Annotated in this window: 10 protein-coding genes and 1 pseudogene; 4 read left to right on the top strand and 7 right to left on the bottom strand. The window is 65.9% G+C overall.

All coding sequences use genetic code 11. The features are described from left to right. Positions 1-92: 92 nt before the first annotated feature. Positions 93-2569, top strand: a pseudogene (locus tag MBENS4_RS27580) (TonB-dependent siderophore receptor). 82 nt (positions 2570-2651) lie between these two features. After that, positions 2652-3896, top strand: coding sequence for a purine-nucleoside phosphorylase (locus MBENS4_RS10715; RefSeq protein WP_242404868.1), 1245 nt, complete (start codon positions 2652-2654; stop codon positions 3894-3896). Between the two features lie 47 nt (positions 3897-3943). Here MBENS4_RS10715 and pobA read toward each other — a convergent pair whose 3' ends face one another. Then, a complete protein-coding gene (gene pobA / locus MBENS4_RS10710) occupies positions 3944-5113 on the bottom strand; it encodes a 4-hydroxybenzoate 3-monooxygenase (protein WP_039390677.1) in 1170 nt (389 codons plus the stop codon). Positions 5114-5273: 160 nt separating this feature from the next. Between pobA and MBENS4_RS10705 the strand changes: the two genes are divergently transcribed. Further along, a complete protein-coding gene (locus tag MBENS4_RS10705) occupies positions 5274-6137 on the top strand; it encodes a helix-turn-helix domain-containing protein (RefSeq protein ID WP_039390675.1) in 864 nt (287 codons plus the stop codon). A gap of 7 nt (positions 6138-6144) precedes the next feature. Here the strand turns inward: MBENS4_RS10705 and MBENS4_RS10700 are convergent, their stop codons facing one another. The 4 genes from MBENS4_RS10700 to MBENS4_RS10685 all read right to left on the bottom strand — a co-directional run bounded on the left by MBENS4_RS10700 (position 6145) and on the right by MBENS4_RS10685 (position 11903). After that, positions 6145-8535, bottom strand: coding sequence for a hypothetical protein (locus tag MBENS4_RS10700; RefSeq protein WP_242404867.1), 2391 nt, complete (start codon positions 8533-8535; stop codon positions 6145-6147). Between the two features lie 373 nt (positions 8536-8908). Further along, complete coding sequence (locus tag MBENS4_RS10695) at positions 8909-10195, bottom strand: anaerobic sulfatase maturase (RefSeq protein ID WP_052322193.1); 1287 nt, start codon at positions 10193-10195, stop codon at positions 8909-8911. Positions 10196-10306: 111 nt separating this feature from the next. After that, the gene (locus tag MBENS4_RS10690; protein WP_052322192.1) at positions 10307-10783 is read right to left on the bottom strand and encodes a hypothetical protein; all 477 of its coding nucleotides are present in this window, start codon (positions 10781-10783) and stop codon (positions 10307-10309) included. Positions 10784-10901: 118 nt separating this feature from the next. After that, positions 10902-11903, bottom strand: coding sequence for a sterol desaturase family protein (locus MBENS4_RS10685; RefSeq protein WP_039390671.1), 1002 nt, complete (start codon positions 11901-11903; stop codon positions 10902-10904). A 510-nt stretch (positions 11904-12413) separates the two neighbouring features. Between MBENS4_RS10685 and MBENS4_RS10680 the strand changes: the two genes are divergently transcribed. Beyond that, positions 12414-13985: a tetratricopeptide repeat-containing sulfotransferase family protein gene (locus MBENS4_RS10680; RefSeq protein ID WP_039390670.1), complete on the top strand. Its 1572-nt coding sequence runs from the start codon at positions 12414-12416 to the stop codon at positions 13983-13985. Positions 13986-14076: 91 nt separating this feature from the next. On the opposite strand, the gene MBENS4_RS10675 is transcribed toward MBENS4_RS10680, so the two are convergent. Together MBENS4_RS10675 and MBENS4_RS10670 are read right to left on the bottom strand one after the other, a co-directional pair. Continuing rightward, a complete protein-coding gene (locus MBENS4_RS10675; protein ID WP_039390668.1) occupies positions 14077-16575 on the bottom strand; it encodes a TonB-dependent receptor in 2499 nt (832 codons plus the stop codon). A 135-nt stretch (positions 16576-16710) separates the two neighbouring features. After that, the gene (locus MBENS4_RS10670) at positions 16711-17709 is read right to left on the bottom strand and encodes a sterol desaturase family protein (protein ID WP_084592038.1); all 999 of its coding nucleotides are present in this window, start codon (positions 17707-17709) and stop codon (positions 16711-16713) included. Positions 17710-17957: the final 248 nt, after the last annotated feature.

Raw genomic sequence — 17957 nt, 5'->3', positions numbered from 1 at the left:
AAGACAGGGCGAGGACAACTGAAAGGGAGAGCAGAACTGTTCGGCCGCGTCAGACAGGGACGACGCGCCGGGGCATTCATGAGGGGGTTAAAATGCGGATTTCACGTTATTTTACAGGCAGGTCGCGCAGATCTGCAGCGCGCGGTCATGCGCTTGTTGCAGGCCTTCTGGGCTGCACCGCGCTGAGCACGCCCGCGCTCGCGCAGGAACCGGCGGAGCGCGATCCGGCCTCCGAGATCGTCGTCACCGGCTCGCTGGACGCATTGCCTGTCGCCGACGTCGGCTCGGTCTTCGGCTTCGACAAGACCATCGTCGAAACGCCGCGTTCCGCCTCTACCGTCAGCGCCGAGCAGATGGAACGCTTCGGCATCACCGAGATCTATGACCTCGTCGCGCAGTCGCCGGGCACCTTCACCAACTCGTTCTTCGGCGTGGGCGGTGCGCTCGACATTCGCGGTACGCCGGGCGAAGTCTACTTCCGCGGCGTGCGTCGCCTCGACAACCCGGGCAACTATCCCACCCCGATTGCAGCCGCGGACCGGGTCGACATCGTGCGCGGCCCCGCCTCGCCGATCTACGGCCCCTCCAAGACCGGCGGCTACATCAACTTCGTGCCGCGTTCCGCGCGCGCGCAGGGCGGCGCCTTCATGGCCAGCCCGGAAGGCAAGATCGGCCTTACGCTGGGCAGCTGGAACAAGACCGACCTCACCGCCCAGATCCGCGGCCCGGGCCACATCGGCACGCAGCAATTCGGGTACAGCCTCTACGCCGAGGTCGAGGATTCGGGCAGCTACTGGGACAACATGTCCACCAACCAGACGATCCTGCAGGCTGCCTTCGACACCGACCTGACACCCGATCTGCGGCTGGAATTCGGCGGCATGTACCACCGCTTCCGCGGCCAGCAGAACGGCGGCTGGAACCGCCTGACGCAGGACCTGGTCGATGACGGCACCTACATCACCGGCAACGCCATCTCGCTCGACACCGATGGCGACGGGCAGATGTCGGTGGAAGAGATCAACGCGGCGGTGCCCGGCGGGCTTTCGATCTTCGGCGGCTTTGCCTGCGGGGGCGGCGTGTTCGCGGATTCGATCACCGATGCGTGCTACACCTCCAGCCCCAACAACCTGCTCAACCTGCAGAACACCGGCACCACCACGCTCAGCCGCCGCAAGACGCTGACCGGCAAGGACGACCGGCTCGACAACAACGCGACCACGCTCTACGCCGACCTCATCTGGACGGGTCCCGGCGACATCGAGATCAAGAACCAGGCCTTCTACGACAGCTACGAGAACATCAACGAGAACGCTTACGGCTTCTCGCAGCTGCACGATTCCTGGGTCTTCGAGGACAAGATCGTCGTCTCCAAGACCTTCGAATCGAGCGCGGGCACCTTCGCCTTCCAGCTCTCTCCCTCGATCCGCTACACCAGCTTCGAGCATGGGGAGGACTTCAACTACGAGTACTTCCACCGCGTTGACCTGACGCAGGGCTACGACCCGGCCAGCGATCGCCTGCTCTCGACCGAGTGCGACTGCAACTACACTTCCTACGTCGATGGCCACTATACCGACGTCGCCTTTGCCGCGCTGACCGACCTCGATTTTGCCTTCGGCCTCGATGTCACACTGGCGCGCGCTACGACCACGTGAAGGCCAAGTCGACCTCGGACATCGGCCGCATGGAGGCCGCCCAGGTCGCCTCCGACCGCGCCGATGGCATCCCGGACAGCGCTTCGGGCAGCAAGGGCGCCTGGTCGTGGTCGGCGAGCGCCAACTACAAGCTCCCGCTCGGCCTCGTCCCCTACGCCACGATCGCGCGCCAGTCGGTCGTGATCGCGGGACAGGGCGCGGAAATCGCGGTCTCGAACATCGCGGGTGATACCTTCATCACCGCTTCCAAGCTCTATGAAGGCGGTATCAAGGGATCGTGGCTCGACGACACGCTCTACGCCGCGATCTCGGTCTACAAGCAGGAGCGTACCGACTACAACGCGCAGTCGAGCACGGTGAACCAGGCCGTCGAGACCAAGGGTCTGGAGGCCGAACTGCGCTGGGCGGTGGACGAGCACCTGCTCATCACCGGCGCCTATACCCGAACCAAGGTCTATAACCTCACCTTCTACGAAGCGGGCAGCACCTTCAGCTTCCTGGGCATGGAGGACCTCGTCAACGTCACCGACCAGACCCTGCACCTGGGCGGTCAGCCCGGCGGCCTGATCCCCATCACGTCCAAGAGCGATTCGCGGCGCGCGGGCATTCCCACCAACCTCTATGCGCTGACGGCGACCTACGCCTTCGACAACGGCCTGGCCTTTGCGGGCAGCATGGTGGCGGTGGATTCGGTCTATTCGGGCCAGTCGCAGGCGGTGCGCCTGCCCGCCTACACGCTCTTCGATGCCAGCGCGTCGTACAGCACGGGCCCCTGGGATCTTCGCGTCGTGGTCAAGAACGTGACCAACGAGAAGTACTTCCGCGCCAACTTCACCGAACTGTTCGGCTCGACCATCGCGCTGCCCGAACGTCCGCGCAGCGTCCAGGCCACGCTGTCCTACAACTTCTGACGCTCCCCCCAGGCGCAGGGACAAAGCTCCCCCCCACGGCACCGTCCCTGCGCCGCACCTTCTCACACAGACGAGACCTAGCATGCGCCTTTCCCCGCTCCATTCGCGGCGCCCATTCCGGCTGCGTTTCCTCGCCGCAGCCCTTCTGGCAAGCTGCTCGCTTGCTCCGGCGGCCCAGGCGCAGGACGCCGCCGCCCGTGCAGCCCGCACGCTCGCCACCTGCACGCCCGCCGCCCCGTGCGACAGCCCGCTGCCCGTCAAGGTCGTCGTCGTCTCACTCTTCGAGATCGGCGAGGACGAGGGCGACACCGCGGGCGAGTTCCAGCTGTGGAAGGAGCGCCGCGGCCTCACCACCCGCATTCCCTTCCCGCAAGGCTTCCACGACCTTTACTACAACCCCGACACGCAGGTTCTGGGCGTGGTGACCGGGATCGGCACCGCACGCTCGACGGCCGCCACGATGGCGCTCGGCCTCGATGATCGCCTTGACCTCACCCAGGCCTACTGGCTGGTCGCGGGGATTGCCGGCATCGATCCGCAGGACGCTTCGATCGGTTCGGTCGCGCTCGCGCGCTATGTCGTCGATGGCGACCTCGCCCACGAAATCGACGCGCGCGAGATCCCGGCGGACTGGGACTTCGGCTACTTCGCACGCGGCACGCAAGGCCCCCACGACACGCGGACCCCACTCGATCCCTCGGGCGGTGAGGTGTTCCAGATCAATCCCTCGCTCGAACAATGGGCCTTCGCCCTCACCCGGGACATTGCCCTGCCCGACACGCCCGAGATCGCACGCGAACGCGCCAGCTTTACCGGCTTTCCCAAGGCGCTGGAGCCTCCGCGCGTGCTCGAAGGCGAACAGCTCTCGGCGATGACCTTCTGGCACGGCGCGCGCATGACCGACTGGGCCAACCACTGGGTACGGCAATGGACCGGCGGCAAGGGCGAATTCGTGACCTCCGCGATGGAGGACACCGGCATCCTCCAGGCCATGACCTACCTCGATGCGGCCAGCCGCGCGGACCGCGACCGGGTGCTGGTGCTGCGCGCGGGCTCCAACTTCACGATGCCGCCGCCCGGCACCGATGCCGCGAGCTACCTCCTTCGCGAGAACGAGGCTACGCCGGGCTCGAGGCGGCGGTGGAGAACCTCTACACGGTGGGTTCGGTACTGGTCGATGAACTGCTGGGGAACTGGGAGCGGTATTCCAAGACAACACCCTGATGAAAGTAAAAGAGATTCAAGGGGTCATCACCCCTTGCCCCCATACCCGTCGACCTCACCTTTCCCAGCCAACGTAGCTGAGACCGGTGAGGTCGACTGGTAATGGGAGCCCGAGGGCGATGGCCCTCGGAAACCCTCTTCTTCTATCCTTCAGACAGGCAAGCCGACATAGTTCTCGGCAATGGAACGCTGCGCCGCTTCGCTGCTGGCGATGTAGTCCAGTTCGGCCTGCTGCATGCGGCGCTCGAACGGGCCGTCTTCGGGGAAGCGGTGCATGAGCTTGGTCAGCGTCCAACTGAAGCGTTCCGACTTCCACACGCGGGCAAGCGCCTTCTCCGAATAGCCCGCGATGGCGTCGGCATCGTTGCTCTTGAAGAAGGCGAGCAGCGCCTCAGCCGCGTAGTGCACGTCGCTGGCGGCCAGGTTCAGGCCCTTGGCGCCGGTCGGCGGCACGATGTGCGCGGAATCGCCGCAGAGCATCAGGCTGCCATGGCGCATCGGCTCGAAGACGAAGGAGCGCAAAGGGGCGATCGACTTTTCGAGTGAGGGGCCACGGGTGATGTTGGCAGCGGCTTCGGGGCCAAGGCGCACGGCCAGTTCGTCCCAGACCCGCTCGTCCGACCAGTCCTCGATCTTCTCGGTCAGCGGCACGTCGACGTAGTAGCGGCTGCGCGTCTCGCTGCGCATCGAGGCCAGCGCGAAGCCGCGTTCGTGGTTGGCGTAAATAAGTTCGTGGTTGCACGGCGGCACATCGGCAAGGATGCCCAGCCAGCCGAAGGGATAGACGCGCTCGAAGCTGCGGCCGACCGATTCCGGGATGGCCTTGCGCGACGGGCCATGGAAGCCGTCGCAGCCCACGATGAAGCGTGCATCGACGCGGTGCTCCACGCCGTCCTTGGTATAGGTGACGTAAGGGGCATCGCTCTCGATATCGAAGAGCGCGACATCGGACGCTTCGTAAACCACTTCCAGCCCGCGCTCACCCGTGGCTTCCATGAGGTCGCGGGTCAGTTCGGTCTGGCCATAGACCATGACTTCCTTGCCGGTGAGCGCCTTGATGTCGATGCGGATGAGGCGTTCACCATCGGCAAGGTTGAAGCCATCGTGCGGCAGGCCTTCGGCCTTCATGCGCGCATCGAGACCGAGACGCTCCATGAGCTGAACGGTCACCTGCTCCAGCACGCCCGCACGGATGCGCGAGAGGACATATGGCCCGTTCTGGCGTTCGAGGACGACGCAGTCGATCCCCGCCTGGCGCAGGAGATGCCCGAGGAGGAGACCCGAAGGGCCCGCACCGATGATGGCGACTTGTGTACGCATATGCCGTGCTCCTTTCCCGATGCGCGCCATGTCGGCGCTGCACATGCGGCGCGACGTGCGCGCCCTGATTGTTCTTACTCTTGACCCTGTAATGCGCGCGTGGCCTCTCGACAGGAAGGGCTGGGAGCGTCACACTTCAGGTACTATTCGGACACAGGACATGGCACCCGGCACGATTCCCACCTTCCTCCTCTATGGTGAGGACCTTGGCGAAATTCCCGCCCAATTCGCGCATATTGAGACAATTGCTGCGCGAAGTTCGTTGCTCGACTGGGAAATCGGCGCGCACCGGCACCTTCACAGCGTGCAGATCCTCTTGGTATCCAAAGGACAGGTCACCTTCCGCTGCGACGGCCGGGTGGAGACGCTGCAAGGTCCCTGTTTCATGGCGGTCCCAATCGGCAGCGTACACGGTTTCCAGTTCCAGCCCGACACCCGCGGTTACGTGCTTTCCCTCTCCGCGGCCTTCGTGGCGCGCGGCGTGGACGCGCAGGACCCGCTGCTCCACATGCTCACCCATGGGGCGAGCGGCGAGGTCGCGCCCGGCGCTGTCGCGCGGGTTGACTGGCTGTGCCGCGAAATGCTGGCGATCCAGGCCGACTGGCGGCTCCCTTCCGCGCTGTTCCTGACGCTCGCCGAGGCGCTCGTGCGCAGCCTGGAGGCCCCTCAGAACGACGCCCCGCCCGCCCAGTCGGATGAAGCGCGCCTCTCCGCCTTTCGCCAGCTGATGGAACTGCACCTCACCGAACACCGCGGGGTCGAATGGTACGCGGCGCAGATGCGCGTCAGTGGCAAGACGCTCACCCGCATCTGCCAGCGTGCGGCAGGCTGCACGCCGACCGAAATGCTGCACGCGCGCCTGCTATTGGAGGCGCAGCGATTGCTCTGCTTCACCAACGCCAGCGTGGTCCAGGTCGCCAATGACCTGGGCTTTTCCGATCCTTCGTACTTCTCGCGCTTCTACCAGCGGCTGAGTGGCCGCCGGCCGCAGCAGGACAAGTCGAGCGCCACCGGGCGCACCTGACGCACGGTCACGCACCGTCCGGCCGAAGCCGCGCCACCGCCTCGCCGTCATCGCGCAGGCGCAGATAGAGGCCCTCCGCACCGGGAGCGGGCACCTCCAGGCGCTCTCCCGTGAAGCCGGGCGGAACGGAACGCGCACCGGCGAAGTCCGCGCCCTGCGCCACGGCAGCGACAAGGAACAGGTTGCGCCCCTCCAGCGTGCACGTGGCGTCCTTGCCCTTGGCGCAGGCCACCTCGTCAATCGCCGGAAGACGCACCAGCCGCGCGAGATCCTGCCAGCGCCCCGCCACGCCGTTCGCGACGAGCCGAAAGCGCAGCGGCCCGAAACTGCCGGGCGCAAGCGCGCCCGTATCGAGCCGCGCGATCAGCACGCCCGGGCTGGAGGGCATGAGCCCCGATCCGACGCCAAGGCGCACCGTCTCGGCCGTTCCCGCAAGCGCAACCTCGACCACGGTATCGCGGCCCAGATCCTGTCCCCCCGCCGCCTGGAGCGAGAAGACAAGCTCGCCGCCCGCCGGAAGCAGCTCGTCAGAGGTCAGTTCCAAGGGACGCGTGCCCTGCGCCGGTTCGGGCATGCGCACCGAGCGCGACAGAACCTGCGCATCGGGGCGCGGCGGCGCGACTGTCACCGGCAGGGTCTGCACACGCCCGTCGGCCAGCGCGATGCGGGCCTCCAGCGTGGAGCCCGCCTTGGGCATCCCGGCCGCATCCAGCGCGAAGGTCAGCACATCACGCCCATCACGGCGCTGCAATTCGCCGGGTTCGAGCGTCAGGTCCCCGAGAGCCAGCGCCCGGACCTGGTCGAGCCGCTGCCCGCTCAGCCGCGCCTCACTGTCGCCTTCGTGCACCAGGAGCGTATCGATCCGGCTTGCCTCCGCACGGCTCTCCAGCGTCAGAGCGACCGGATCGGCCTCCCCCTGAAGGTGCAGTGCCAGCTGCACAGGCCCCGGCCGTGCGCCTTCCAGCGGGACAGTCACGGCAAGGCGTTCTGTATCCTTCACCTCCCACTCCAGGCTACGGCGCGAGCCGCCTCCGGTCAGCGTGATCGCGCTGACGCAGGCGGGAGCGGAACCCGCCAGCACCGCCACACTGTCGCGCCCGACGACGAGCGTGCCGTTGTCGCCCACCGAGTGCCAGGCCCCGGGACCGGGGCGCTGGAGCGTGAAGTCGGGCCCCTCGAACGGGGCGAAGCCCCAGTTGCCATGAAGGTGCGCGCGCAACGATCCCGAGAAGGTCGCAGGGATCGCGCGGGCATCGAAGACATAGCCGCCCCGGTCGGCGCGCGCGGAGACCGGCACGTCCACCGTGCGCCCGTCCGAGGCGGTGATGCGCAGCGCCATCGCGTGCGCGAAGTCACTTGCGTAGACCAGCGGCGCGCCTTCCACCGGCAGCAGGACGTGGCCCTGCGCGGCACAGATCGGCGCCGTGTGCGTGCTGCGCAGACGCGGCAGGACATCGGCCTCGACAGAGGGCATGCCCACGACCAGCACCGACTTGGGCTTGGTGAAGGAAGGGGCGGTGTTGAGCCGCAGAGCCAGACGGTCCGCCCGCCGCTCGGTCAGCGCGGGGAGATAGTCGAACTGCGGGTTGTTGAACGCGCCGAACAGGCGCGCGATGTCACGTGCAACGCCGATATAGGCGCTGTAGGAGCCCGAGCCGGCCTGCGGTGTCGCGCTCAGCTGCAGGGCCAGGTCGGTCGGTGCGCCTGCCAGCGTGTCGGCCAGCGAACTGGTGTGGACATCGCTCAGGACCAGCGCGCCGCGCCCCTCGATCAGGCAGGCGGCCTGCTCCTCCAGCACCTTGTCGAGGCAGTCGGCCTGAAGGCGCATGCCCAGACTGGAGGCGAGCACCGGGGCAACCTTGCGCAGAGCTTCGGGGTTGCGATCCCCCTGCGCGCGGATCGAGGCCATGAAGGTTTCCAGCCGCGCATGGTCGAGCGAGGCCTCGTAAAGCTCGCCGCCCGCGCGCACGAACTCGCCGGGCTTTCCCTGTACCGCGTCCTCCAGCACGCCTTGCGCGCCCTGGGTACGCGGGACCATGAGTACCACCATCTGCTGCGCGCCCTCGGGCACAGTCAGCTGCAGAGTGTTGTCCTTTTCCTTGTCCTTCCAGCCCTGTCCGGTGGCGATCCAGTCGTCCGGCGGCGGGTTGACCGCGCCGCGCAGGAACGCTGCAACGAACAGGAAATCGCGCAGCTTGTCGTCAGGGTCCTCGCTTTTCGGCAGATGCAGGCTCACCTTGTCCCCGGCCAGAAGGCTGGGCACCTGCGCGGCGGGCAAGGTCGTGTCCCCGCGCGTCACCTCCATCACGAGCTCCGGCCCGCGCAGCTCGAAACCGGAGCCACCACTGCTGGCCGCATTCGCGCAGGCGCCCCAGGACAAGGCAAGCGCAGAGGCCACGCAAAGCGCGCGCGGCAGACGTCGGGAACGGAACAAGGTCAACACGGGCAAAGTCAACACAGGCAGGGGCGATCCGAAAGGGCACCGGCGCAATCTGCGCATCGGGGCCGCAGCCACGACGCCCAAGGCGCGGAAGTACAGGGAATGTCCCACACCTAGAAAGCCATATGCGGGCCCGTCAAGATGCGTGGCGATCCGCCCGTCGCGGGGGGCACCCCGCCGGGCGCAGGCGCAAGTAGGCTGCAAGGGGTCATCCCCCCTTGCCCCCAGAACGGGCGAGCTTGCCTCTCTCAGCCAGCGCGGCGCGCGAAAGGTGAGGTGGATAGTTCGGGGAGCCCGAGGGCGATGGCCCTCGGATCTGACCTTCTACCTTCTATGCCTGCGCGCGTACCTGCGCCGGGCTCATCGCCATGACCGGCTCCAGCGGCTGCCCTGCCATCACGCGCTGGGCAATCACGCTCAGCCAGGGGGTGATGTGGCGGAAATAGCGCTCGTAGCCCCGGCACAGGTAATTGAGCCCTGCTTCCCCGTCGCGCGTGCGGGTGAAGCGATGCTTGGGGCACCCTCCCCAGCACAAGGTCAGCTGCGCGCAGGAGCGGCACTTGCCCGGAAGATCGCGCCACTTGGCCTCCCCGAACGCCTGCTGGCGCGGAGAAAGGACCATGTCGGCAATGCTGTCCTCGGCAAGGTTGCCCAGGCGATAGTCGGGATAGACGTAGTGGTCGCAGGAATAGACATCGCCGTTGTATTCGCTCGCCAGGGCGTGCCCGCATTGCTTCTGGTGCAGGCACACCGCGCCCGGCTGGCCCATGTACGAGGCCAGCGCCCACTCGATGTTCATGACGAAGACGCGCCCGATATCGGCCTTGCGCCAGCGGTTGAACACGCCGACGAGAAAGTCACCCCAGGCCTCGGGCAGAACCGCGAAGGGCGCGACCTGCGGGGACTTGCCGTGCGCAGGGGACGCGCCGGGGCCTGCAAGGTCGAAGCCCTGCGCCGCGTAATCCCGCCCGGCCACCCGCTCGACCACGGGGGTGAACTGGATGAACTCGACGCCCGCCGCCTTGAGGAAATCGTAGATCGCCTGGGGCTGGCGCGCGGAATGGCGGTCCACACAGGTCAGCACGTTGTAGTCGACACCGTGGCGCTGCAGCCGTTCCAACGCCGCCATCACCAGATGGTGCGAAGGCGCGCCCGAACGGTAACGACGGTAGCGGTCGTGGACCTCGCCCGGCCCGTCGAGGCTGAGGCCAACGAGGAAACGCTCCTCGGCCAGGAAGCGCGCCCAGTCCTCGTCGATCAGGACGCCGTTGGTCTGGAGCGTGTTGGTGACGGGTCGCCCAGCGGCGTAGAGCTTCTGCAGGCGGACCGCCTCGCGGAAGAAGGGCAGGCCCTGCAAGGTGGGCTCGCCGCCCTGCCAGGCGAAGAGCGGCGTGGCCTCGGGCGGTGTCGATGCGAGCACGTTGCGCACGTAGGCGTCGAGCACCTCGGGCGCCATGCGGCGCTTGGCGGGCCGCTCGTAAAGCGCTTCCTTCTCCAGATAGAAGCAGTAGTCGCAGTCGAGATTGCAGGCCGGGCCGCTCGGCTTGGCCAGAAGGTGGAATTGCGCAGTCCGTGCCGCGCCGGTGCCCGCGCTCGTGGTTGCCTTGACCCTCGCCATGCTGCGTATTCTCCCTCGCTCCTCGCGGCGAAGACTAGCATGGCGGCGGGCCGGCAAACCCGACATGGATCAAGAAACCGCGCTTTTCCGGGAAAGCGCGCGACGCTCCGATCAGGAGTGGGCGGGAGCGCCCATGTCGCCGTTCACCTCGCCCGCGATGCGGCGGCGCAGCTCGGCGCGGAACAGCCGCGGTTCAAGAATGCGCCCCACCACGTAGAGAAACGCGAAGATCCCGGTGAAGACGAAGCTGGGCGTGCGCGATTCCTCCAACAGCCAGGCAACGCCGAGGAAGAAGAAGGGCAGGCAGAAGCAGAACATCAGCGCCGGGCTGTGCATGTCCCAGGCGAGCGAGCGCCCCTCGCCTTCGTGGCGCACGTTCAAGGTGCCGCTCTTGTAGATCGACATCTTGTCCTGCGAGAGCGGGTCCTTCTTGTGGAAGGTCAGAGCATCGTTCTCGATCTCGTAGTTCGTTCCGGCGACCTGGAACAGGCTTTCAAGGCGCGCGAAGATCTCCGAGGCGGGCGCGGCGGTGTCGAGCGGGAGCGACCCGCGCACGCGCCAGAGGGTGTCGATAAGGGGCAAGTTCACGCGAAGGGTACTCCCGCAATGGCGTACGGCGGACATGGCTGTCCTGCGGACCGGCGCACCGGTCCCGAAAAGCGATAGGGGCGCAGGCGGGCGCCCCGCAAAGGGCGCCCGGCCGGCATCATTCGGCAGGTACGGTCGAACCCGAGGCGCCCGGATGCAGGCGACGCTGGACGAACGCCTTGCTGGTCTTCCAGGCCTCGGTGAAGGGATAGTGCATCTGCTCCCAGACCGACATGCGGCGGCCGCCTTCCATGCCCAGCACTTCCGCCTCGCCATCGACGCAGGTGCCGAAGATACGATCAAGGAAGATGTAGGTGTTGCAGTAATTGCTGCGGCTGCCCTCGAAATCCTGCGAGTGGTGCACGCTGTGGTGTTCGGTGGTGTTGAACACATAGCCCCACCAGCGCGGCGTGTTGAAGCGGATGTTGGCGTGCTGGTAGATGCTGATCGCCATACCCAGCGAACCTGCGAGCAGCGCGGCGCGCGGCAGGAAGTCGAAGAAGCCACCGATGCCAAGGCCGATCAGGAAGATCTCGATCGGGCTGCCGATCGATCCCTTGTTGATGTTGAGCTGGGTAATGTAGTGGTGCACCGAGTGGGTCAGCCACAGCGGGTACCAGTTGTGCATGCCGCGGTGCATCCAGTAGTAGCAGATGTCCGCGAAGAGCGTGATCAGGAAGGCCTGCAGCAGGAGCGGCATGTCCGTGAACCAGGCGAATTTTTCCCAGTTGAAGGCCGCCAGGATGTGTTCGGCCCAGACATCGCTGCCAAAGTGCTTACCCACCGCGCGGATCAGCGTGTAGGCGATGGCGACGTAGAACAGGTCGACGACCAGTTCCTTCCAGGTGAGACGCCAGCTCTTGTAGCGCGGGCTTACCCATTCCAGCACGTAGAGCAGCGCCTTGAAGCCAATGCCGATGCCGATCGCGGTCGAGGTCTTGGCAATGGAATCGGGCGCGTACATCCAGAACAGCACGAGCGCGACAAGCACCGCGGGCTGAAACCAGGTGAAGATGAAACGCTTTACCGGGCCACCCTCGACCCGGCCGAGGTTTTCCCAGCCGATAGTGACGGGAGAGTCAGCCCCGATGATACGTTTTCCTACGCGAACTCCGTCCATATTACCTACCCCCGTAATACGCAGCCAATCGTTCTAGTAATACTGAATACAGGTATCGTAATAATCGATTCCGCAGCTGTCCATGCCCAATTGGGCTTGGAGCGCATATTATTGCCGCAGCACTGTTTTTTCCGGTTTTCTTGATGCGCCGAAAGGCACCTGCAGGCACAAAATGCGCAGAATCCCGGAGTTTGCGCCCGACCGCTTTGCCGGCCGGATCGCCCGCTCCCTGAACGACAAACGTCTCACGAAGGCCCTTTGCGCGCAAGGCCGGGCCGACAAGCCCTTGGACCGCCGTGCAAACCCGACCGTTCGGGCACCTCCACACAGAACTGATTCGCGCGCGCCCGCGCGAGCGGGTCATGCGCGAGACGCGTGCGGGCGCATGGACCTGGCCTGGCATGCGTAAAGGCAATTGCCGCTCCCCGCCTGCCCGGTTAGGCTCGGATAAACCGGCGCCGCGCCGTCGCGCGGGACCGGAGCGCCCCCGCGACAGCGAGCAAGGATGCCATGACACTCGAAGACCAGGCCCGCGCGGCCCTGCGACGCGGCGACATCGCCGCAGCCGCCACGGCCGCGCAGGCTCTCTGCCAGAGCGAACCCAGCCATCCCGCAGGCCCGTTCCTGGCCGGGATGGCCGCAGCGGAAAGCGGGCAATTCGGCAAGGCGCTTCCCCTGCTTCAGCGCGCCGCGCAGATGGCGCCCGGGAACGCCGAGTATCTCGCCCAGCTGGCCAAGACGCTGATCCTGCTGCGGCGCGACGGCGAGGCGGGCGAAGTCGCCGCGCGCGCGCTGGCGCTCCCCTGCACGGATCCGCTCGCGCTCGACACGCTGGGCTGCGTGCTGGCGCGGCTGGGCGACCACGAAGCCTCGCTTGCCCCTTTCACCCGCGCGGTGGACGGCGCGCCCGACAACTTCGACTTCCGCTACAACCTTGCCGCGGCGCTGGGCTTTACGGGAAAAGTCGAGGAGGCGCGCACGCATTACGAGACGATCCTCGCCGCCGATCCCGGCAATGCGCGAGTGCATTACGCCCTCTCGATCGTAGCGCGCCAGACGCGCGAGGCCAACAATGTGGCGCGCCTTGAAAACGTGCTCGCCAGCGACCCGCCGCCCGGCGACACGCTGCGCCTGCGCTACGCGCTGGCCAAGGAACTGGAGGATATCGGCGCCCCGGCCGAGGCCTTCGCCCAGCTTCACGCCGCGAACACCGCGCACAAGCGCGCGACGGGCTATGACTTTGCGCAGGACGCGGCCATCTTCGAGGCGCTCGAAACGCTCTTCCAGCGCACCGACACCGCGCTCGCCACCCAGCCGGGCTGCCCCGATGCCGCACCGATCTTCGTGGTCGGCATGCCGCGCACGGGCACCACGCTGGTCGACCGTATCCTCTCCTCGCACCGCGACGTGGAGGCGACCGGCGAGCTGCAGGCAATGCCGCTGGCGGTAAAGCAGATGGCCCGCACGCCCTCGCGCCAGGTCATCGATGCCCCGACGATCGCGGCAAGCGCGAACTGCGCGCCCGCCGCCATCGGTGAGGCCTACCTTGTCCGCGCGCGCCATCATCGGCGCAGCAAGACGCCCCGCTTCACCGACAAGCTGCCCGCCAATTTCCTTTATATCGGCCACATCCTGCAGGCGCTGCCGAATGCCAGGATCGTGTGCCTGCGCCGCGGCGCGATGGACACGGTCTGGAGCAACCTGCGCAATCTGTTCGCCACGACGTCGGCCTACTACGCCTATTCCTATGACCTCATGGACACCGCCCGCTACTACGCGCGTTTCGATGCGCTGATGGCGTTCTGGGAGACGCGTTTTCCGGGACGGGTACTCCAGTTCGGCTACGAGGCGCTGGTCGACAACCAGGAGGAGGAAACCCGCCGTCTCCTGGCCCATTGCGAGCTCGACTGGGATGCGGCCTGCCTCGACTTTCATCGCAACACCGCCGCCGTCGCGACGCCCAGCGCCGCACAGGTGCGCCGCACGCTCAACCGCGACGGGATCGGGCGCTGGAAGACCCACGCCGCCGACATGGAGAAGGTTGCCGCCTTCTTCCACGCGCGCGGCATAGCGCTCGACTGAACATCCTTACCCAGCCGGCACACGAAAAGGGCGCGGAGACTGGAGTCCCCGCGCCCTCTCGTTCCAGGAGCCGTCAGCCCGGCCCTGCGCTTTAGAAGCGCACGGTGCCCTGCACGCCGATGGTGCGCGGCTGGGCCACCGAGCGCGCGTAGTAGCGCGAGATCACCCCGTCGTTGACCAGGTTGCGGCGGGTCAGGTCGTTGCTGACGCCGGTCACCGCGTAGGTATCGAAGATGTTGGTCGCGAAGACACCCACGTCGAAACGGTCGGTCTTGTAGGTGATGTTGGCCTGGTGCATCCAGTAATCCGGCAGCTTCTCGCCGCCGCCACGGCTGCCCACGCGGGTCAGGATGTTCCCGGTATAGGTCGCGGTCCAGCCGAAGTTGAGCGCATTGTCGCCCACCGGCAGCTCGTAGGTCGCCCCGATCGCGCCCTTGTTCTTGGCCGAGCCGGGCAGACGGTCGCCCGAGAAGGCACCGACAAGATCGCCACCGGCAATCGAGAGCAGATCGGGCACGTCCTCGGTCAGGTGCGCATCAAGGTAGGAGTAGTTGCCGCGGATCGAGAGGCCGGGCAGCGGCTGCGCCTGGAACGAGACGTCGATGCCCTTCGACACCGCCTTGCCGCCGTTCGACGTGATGCCGATGGCCCCGTAGGTGGTCTGACCGTCAAGCTGGATACCATCCCAAGAAACATGGAAGGCCGCCAGCGTGAGCATCAGCTTGTTGTCGAACAGCTGAGCGCGCATGCCGATTTCGGCGTTCTTGGTTTCGTCCGGACCGTAATCGAGTTCGTTCGGCAGGGCGCACAGCGTCTGGCCGTTCTGCTCACCACCGGCTTCGTGGATGTCGATGACTTGCTGGCTGCACGGCGCCACGCGGTTCACGCCGCCAATGCGGTAACCGGTCGACCAGGTGCCGTAGACCATGAACTCGGGCGCGATGTTCCACGAGGCGTTGATCTTGTAGACAAGGCCGTCCTTCGAGGTGCTGCCCGAGCGCGAGCTGTAGCCAGGATCCCACAGAGGCAGGTAGGAGCCGCCGTTCACCCAGGCATCGTACTTGTAGTAGCGCAAGCCCCCGGTGAGCTGCAGATCATCGGTGAAGTGCCAGGTTAGCTCGCCGTAGAGGCCCTTCTCATCCGTCGAGGTGCGCACATAGGATGAATACTCGTGTGCGTACTCCGGATCGCTGTGATCGGTGATAAAGTCTTGGCCGCAGAAATAGTAATCACCACACAGATCGACGTCGTTTGCGTGCTCGGGAAAGCCGGGCACGTATTCGTCGTAGTTCGAACGGTATTTCTGGCGATTCCAGAAGGCACCCGCCACGAAGCTGAGCGGGCCGTCGAAGGTCGAGACGAAGCGCAGTTCGTTGGTGAAGGCGTGCTCCTTCTGGTTCGACTGGTTGTAGCTCGAGAACCCGGGGAAAGTTTCGTAGTCGTAGTCGAGGTCGATCAGGAGGTCGGTGTTGTCGCCCTGATACTCGGCCTTGCGCTGGGTATAGGCCGAGACGAACACCACGTTGACCGCGTCCGCGACGTTGCCCTCGACCTCGAGCGAAAGGAGGTCGCCGCTGCGCTTGGCGGGCTCCTTGTAGCGCCACGGCGCCTCGTAGCGGCCTTCACCCACGACACCGCCGCCATTGGCCGAGCGGCCGTCGGTCTTGGTCTCCTGATGCGCGTAGGTCACGTAGACCTTGAGATCGTCGGCGTAGAAACCAAGCTGGTTGCGGGTGGTGAAGGTGCGCTCGAAGTTGAGATCCTTGCCGCGCGTGAAGTTCGCGTCCTGGTCCGCCTCACTGCCCAGCGGATTGTCGACACCGCCCGGCTGCGGAAGCGACGTTCCCGGCTCCTGCAGCAGGTAGGGATAGTCGATGAAGCCCGGGGTGAAGTAGTAGCCGGTCGCCGAGCGGAACGCGATCGTGTCCTCCACGAGCGGCACGTTGACGACGCCGTAGCCGTTGTAGCCGGTGTCGCCCGAGTGGGCCATGTCGAAGACGCGGCCGCTGCCCTCGAACGAGAATTCGCCGGCGTCGGGGCGATTGGGCATGTTGCGCATCGCGCCCGCCAGCGTGCCCAGACCATAGAGCGTACCCTGGGGGCCAAGGAGCGTCTCGACGCGGTTGATGTCGATCAGCTTGAAGTCGTAGTACATGGGCACTTCGCCCAGGTACATGCCGACGGCCGAGTTCGAGTTGTCACCGGCCGTGGCCGACGTGTCGCTGGCCGAAAGGCCGCGCATGACAATCGTGCCCGCGCCGCGCGGACCGTTGTCGAGGATCGTCACACCCGGCGTGAAGGCGCCCAGGTTGCGCATGTCGTCGATGTGCTGTTCCTGCAGATCATCGCCGCTGATCGCGCTGATGTTGATCGGCGTTTCCATGATCGTGGTGTCGCGGCGGGTGGCCGAGACGACGATCGCCGAGCCGACCAGTGCAGGCGCATCGGCAGCCGCCGCAGCGCTAGCCGGAGCCGCGACATCCGCCGGTGCGTCGGCCGCCTCATCGGCCAGCGCGGGCGAGGCCAGCGCCGCGCAGGTAATGCCGGTCGCGCACAAGAGTCCGGCCTTGAATTGTCCCCGAATTGACATGCAAACCCCCTGTAGATTTTAGTTAAAGCTTGCCCGTTCCCTGACAGCACACCGCCAGGGCCGGATCCGATTGGTTGGTGGAATGAAGACCCCGGCGCACACGGGATGCTGCGCGCGCCGGATGCTTCCGGTGCGTTACGGCTGGCCGGTCGACGCCTTCGTGGTCTTGGTCGTGCTGCGCAGGCGATCGATCACCGGCTGGAAGGGAAACAGGAACTGCTCCCGGATCGTGAGGCGCCGCAGGTCGTCCTGGCCGACCACCCTCGCCTCACCTTCGCGGTAGGTGCCCATCAGGCGGTCGAGCAGGATGAGCGAATTGGCATAGTTGCAGCGCGTGCTCTCGTAGTCGGTCGAGTGATGCAGGCTGTGGTGGCGGATGGTGGTGAAGAAGAAGGCGTAGAACGCCGGCGGGTTCGCGCGCACGTTGGCATGGGCGTAGGTCGAGACAACGCCGAGCACGTTGAAGGCGCAGAACACCGGAACCATATCGAAATCGAAGAAGGCAAGGACGCTGAGACCGATCAGGAAAAGCTCGATCGGGTTGCCGACATAGCCCTTCATCGCGTTGAGCTGGGTGACGTGATGGTGCGGCGCGTGGGTCAGCCAGAACGGCGTCGAATTGTGCATCAGGCGGTGCATCCAGTACTGCCCGAACTCGAACAGGACCATGACCATCACGACCTGCACGAGGAACGGCAGCTCGCCCGCCCAGGGCGTCGCGATACCGAGCGTTTCCTTGAGCGCGAACAGCGGCCCATCGCCCGCCACCTCGACCAGCCAGCCAATGGCGGTGTAGCCCAGCGCAACGTAGAAAACGTCGGTCGCGAATTCGCGGCCGTTCATGCGCCAACCTTCGTGGCGCTCGAACGCCCACTCGAGAAGTTGCACGAACGTCGTCACCGCAAGCCCGGCAACAACCAGCGACCAGGGGCTCTGCGTCAGCGAGGCGGGCGCGAACATCCAGAAGAGAACGACGGCCAGAACCGTGAAGGGCGGAAGAAGATCGACGAACAGCGCCTTGAGTCCTGCCGCACGCGGTGCCGGAGCAAAGTCAATTCCGACAGCCGAAGCGTTGGAAGACACAGGTTCGTGCTCCTCGTGGTAATCCGGACTGAAGGTCGGCGTTCGAGCCATTACGAATCTCCCTCATCGCGCCGAAATACGGCGCAACCCTTGCGTTCTCCTCCCCGTGTCCAAGCTCGCTCTCAGTGGCGAATAGGGACACGGTATTGATATTACAGATTGCGTCAAGAGTATTAATTCGCGGCCGCAACATTGCGCATTGAAAAGTCGTAACTCGCGGAAATGCTTACCCTTGCCTCCTTATCCGCGTGTGCAAATCGCTCCGGGACGCTGGCGTTTTGCAGTGCGAAAGCGTGATT

It is taken from the genome of Novosphingobium sp. MBES04 (assembly GCF_000813185.1).
GTDB classification, from domain to species: domain Bacteria; phylum Pseudomonadota; class Alphaproteobacteria; order Sphingomonadales; family Sphingomonadaceae; genus Novosphingobium; species Novosphingobium decolorationis.
Note: the sequence above shows the minus strand (reverse complement) of the source record. Positions and strands in the feature narration are given on the sequence as shown.

Excerpts from the sequence above, each read along its gene's own strand:
- MBENS4_RS10715 (WP_242404868.1), top strand. The coding sequence starts at position 2,652 with ATGCGCCTTTCCCCGCTCCATTCGCGGCGCCCATTCCGGCTGCGTTTC.
- pobA (WP_039390677.1), bottom strand. The coding sequence starts at position 5,113 with ATGCGTACACAAGTCGCCATCATCGGTGCGGGCCCTTCGGGTCTCCTC.
- MBENS4_RS10705 (WP_039390675.1), top strand. The coding sequence starts at position 5,274 with ATGGCACCCGGCACGATTCCCACCTTCCTCCTCTATGGTGAGGACCTT.
- MBENS4_RS10695 (WP_052322193.1), bottom strand. The coding sequence starts at position 10,195 with ATGGCGAGGGTCAAGGCAACCACGAGCGCGGGCACCGGCGCGGCACGG.
- MBENS4_RS10685 (WP_039390671.1), bottom strand. The coding sequence starts at position 11,903 with ATGGACGGAGTTCGCGTAGGAAAACGTATCATCGGGGCTGACTCTCCC.
- MBENS4_RS10680 (WP_039390670.1), top strand. The coding sequence starts at position 12,414 with ATGACACTCGAAGACCAGGCCCGCGCGGCCCTGCGACGCGGCGACATC.
- MBENS4_RS10675 (WP_039390668.1), bottom strand. The coding sequence starts at position 16,575 with ATGTCAATTCGGGGACAATTCAAGGCCGGACTCTTGTGCGCGACCGGC.
- MBENS4_RS10670 (WP_084592038.1), bottom strand. The coding sequence starts at position 17,709 with ATGGCTCGAACGCCGACCTTCAGTCCGGATTACCACGAGGAGCACGAA.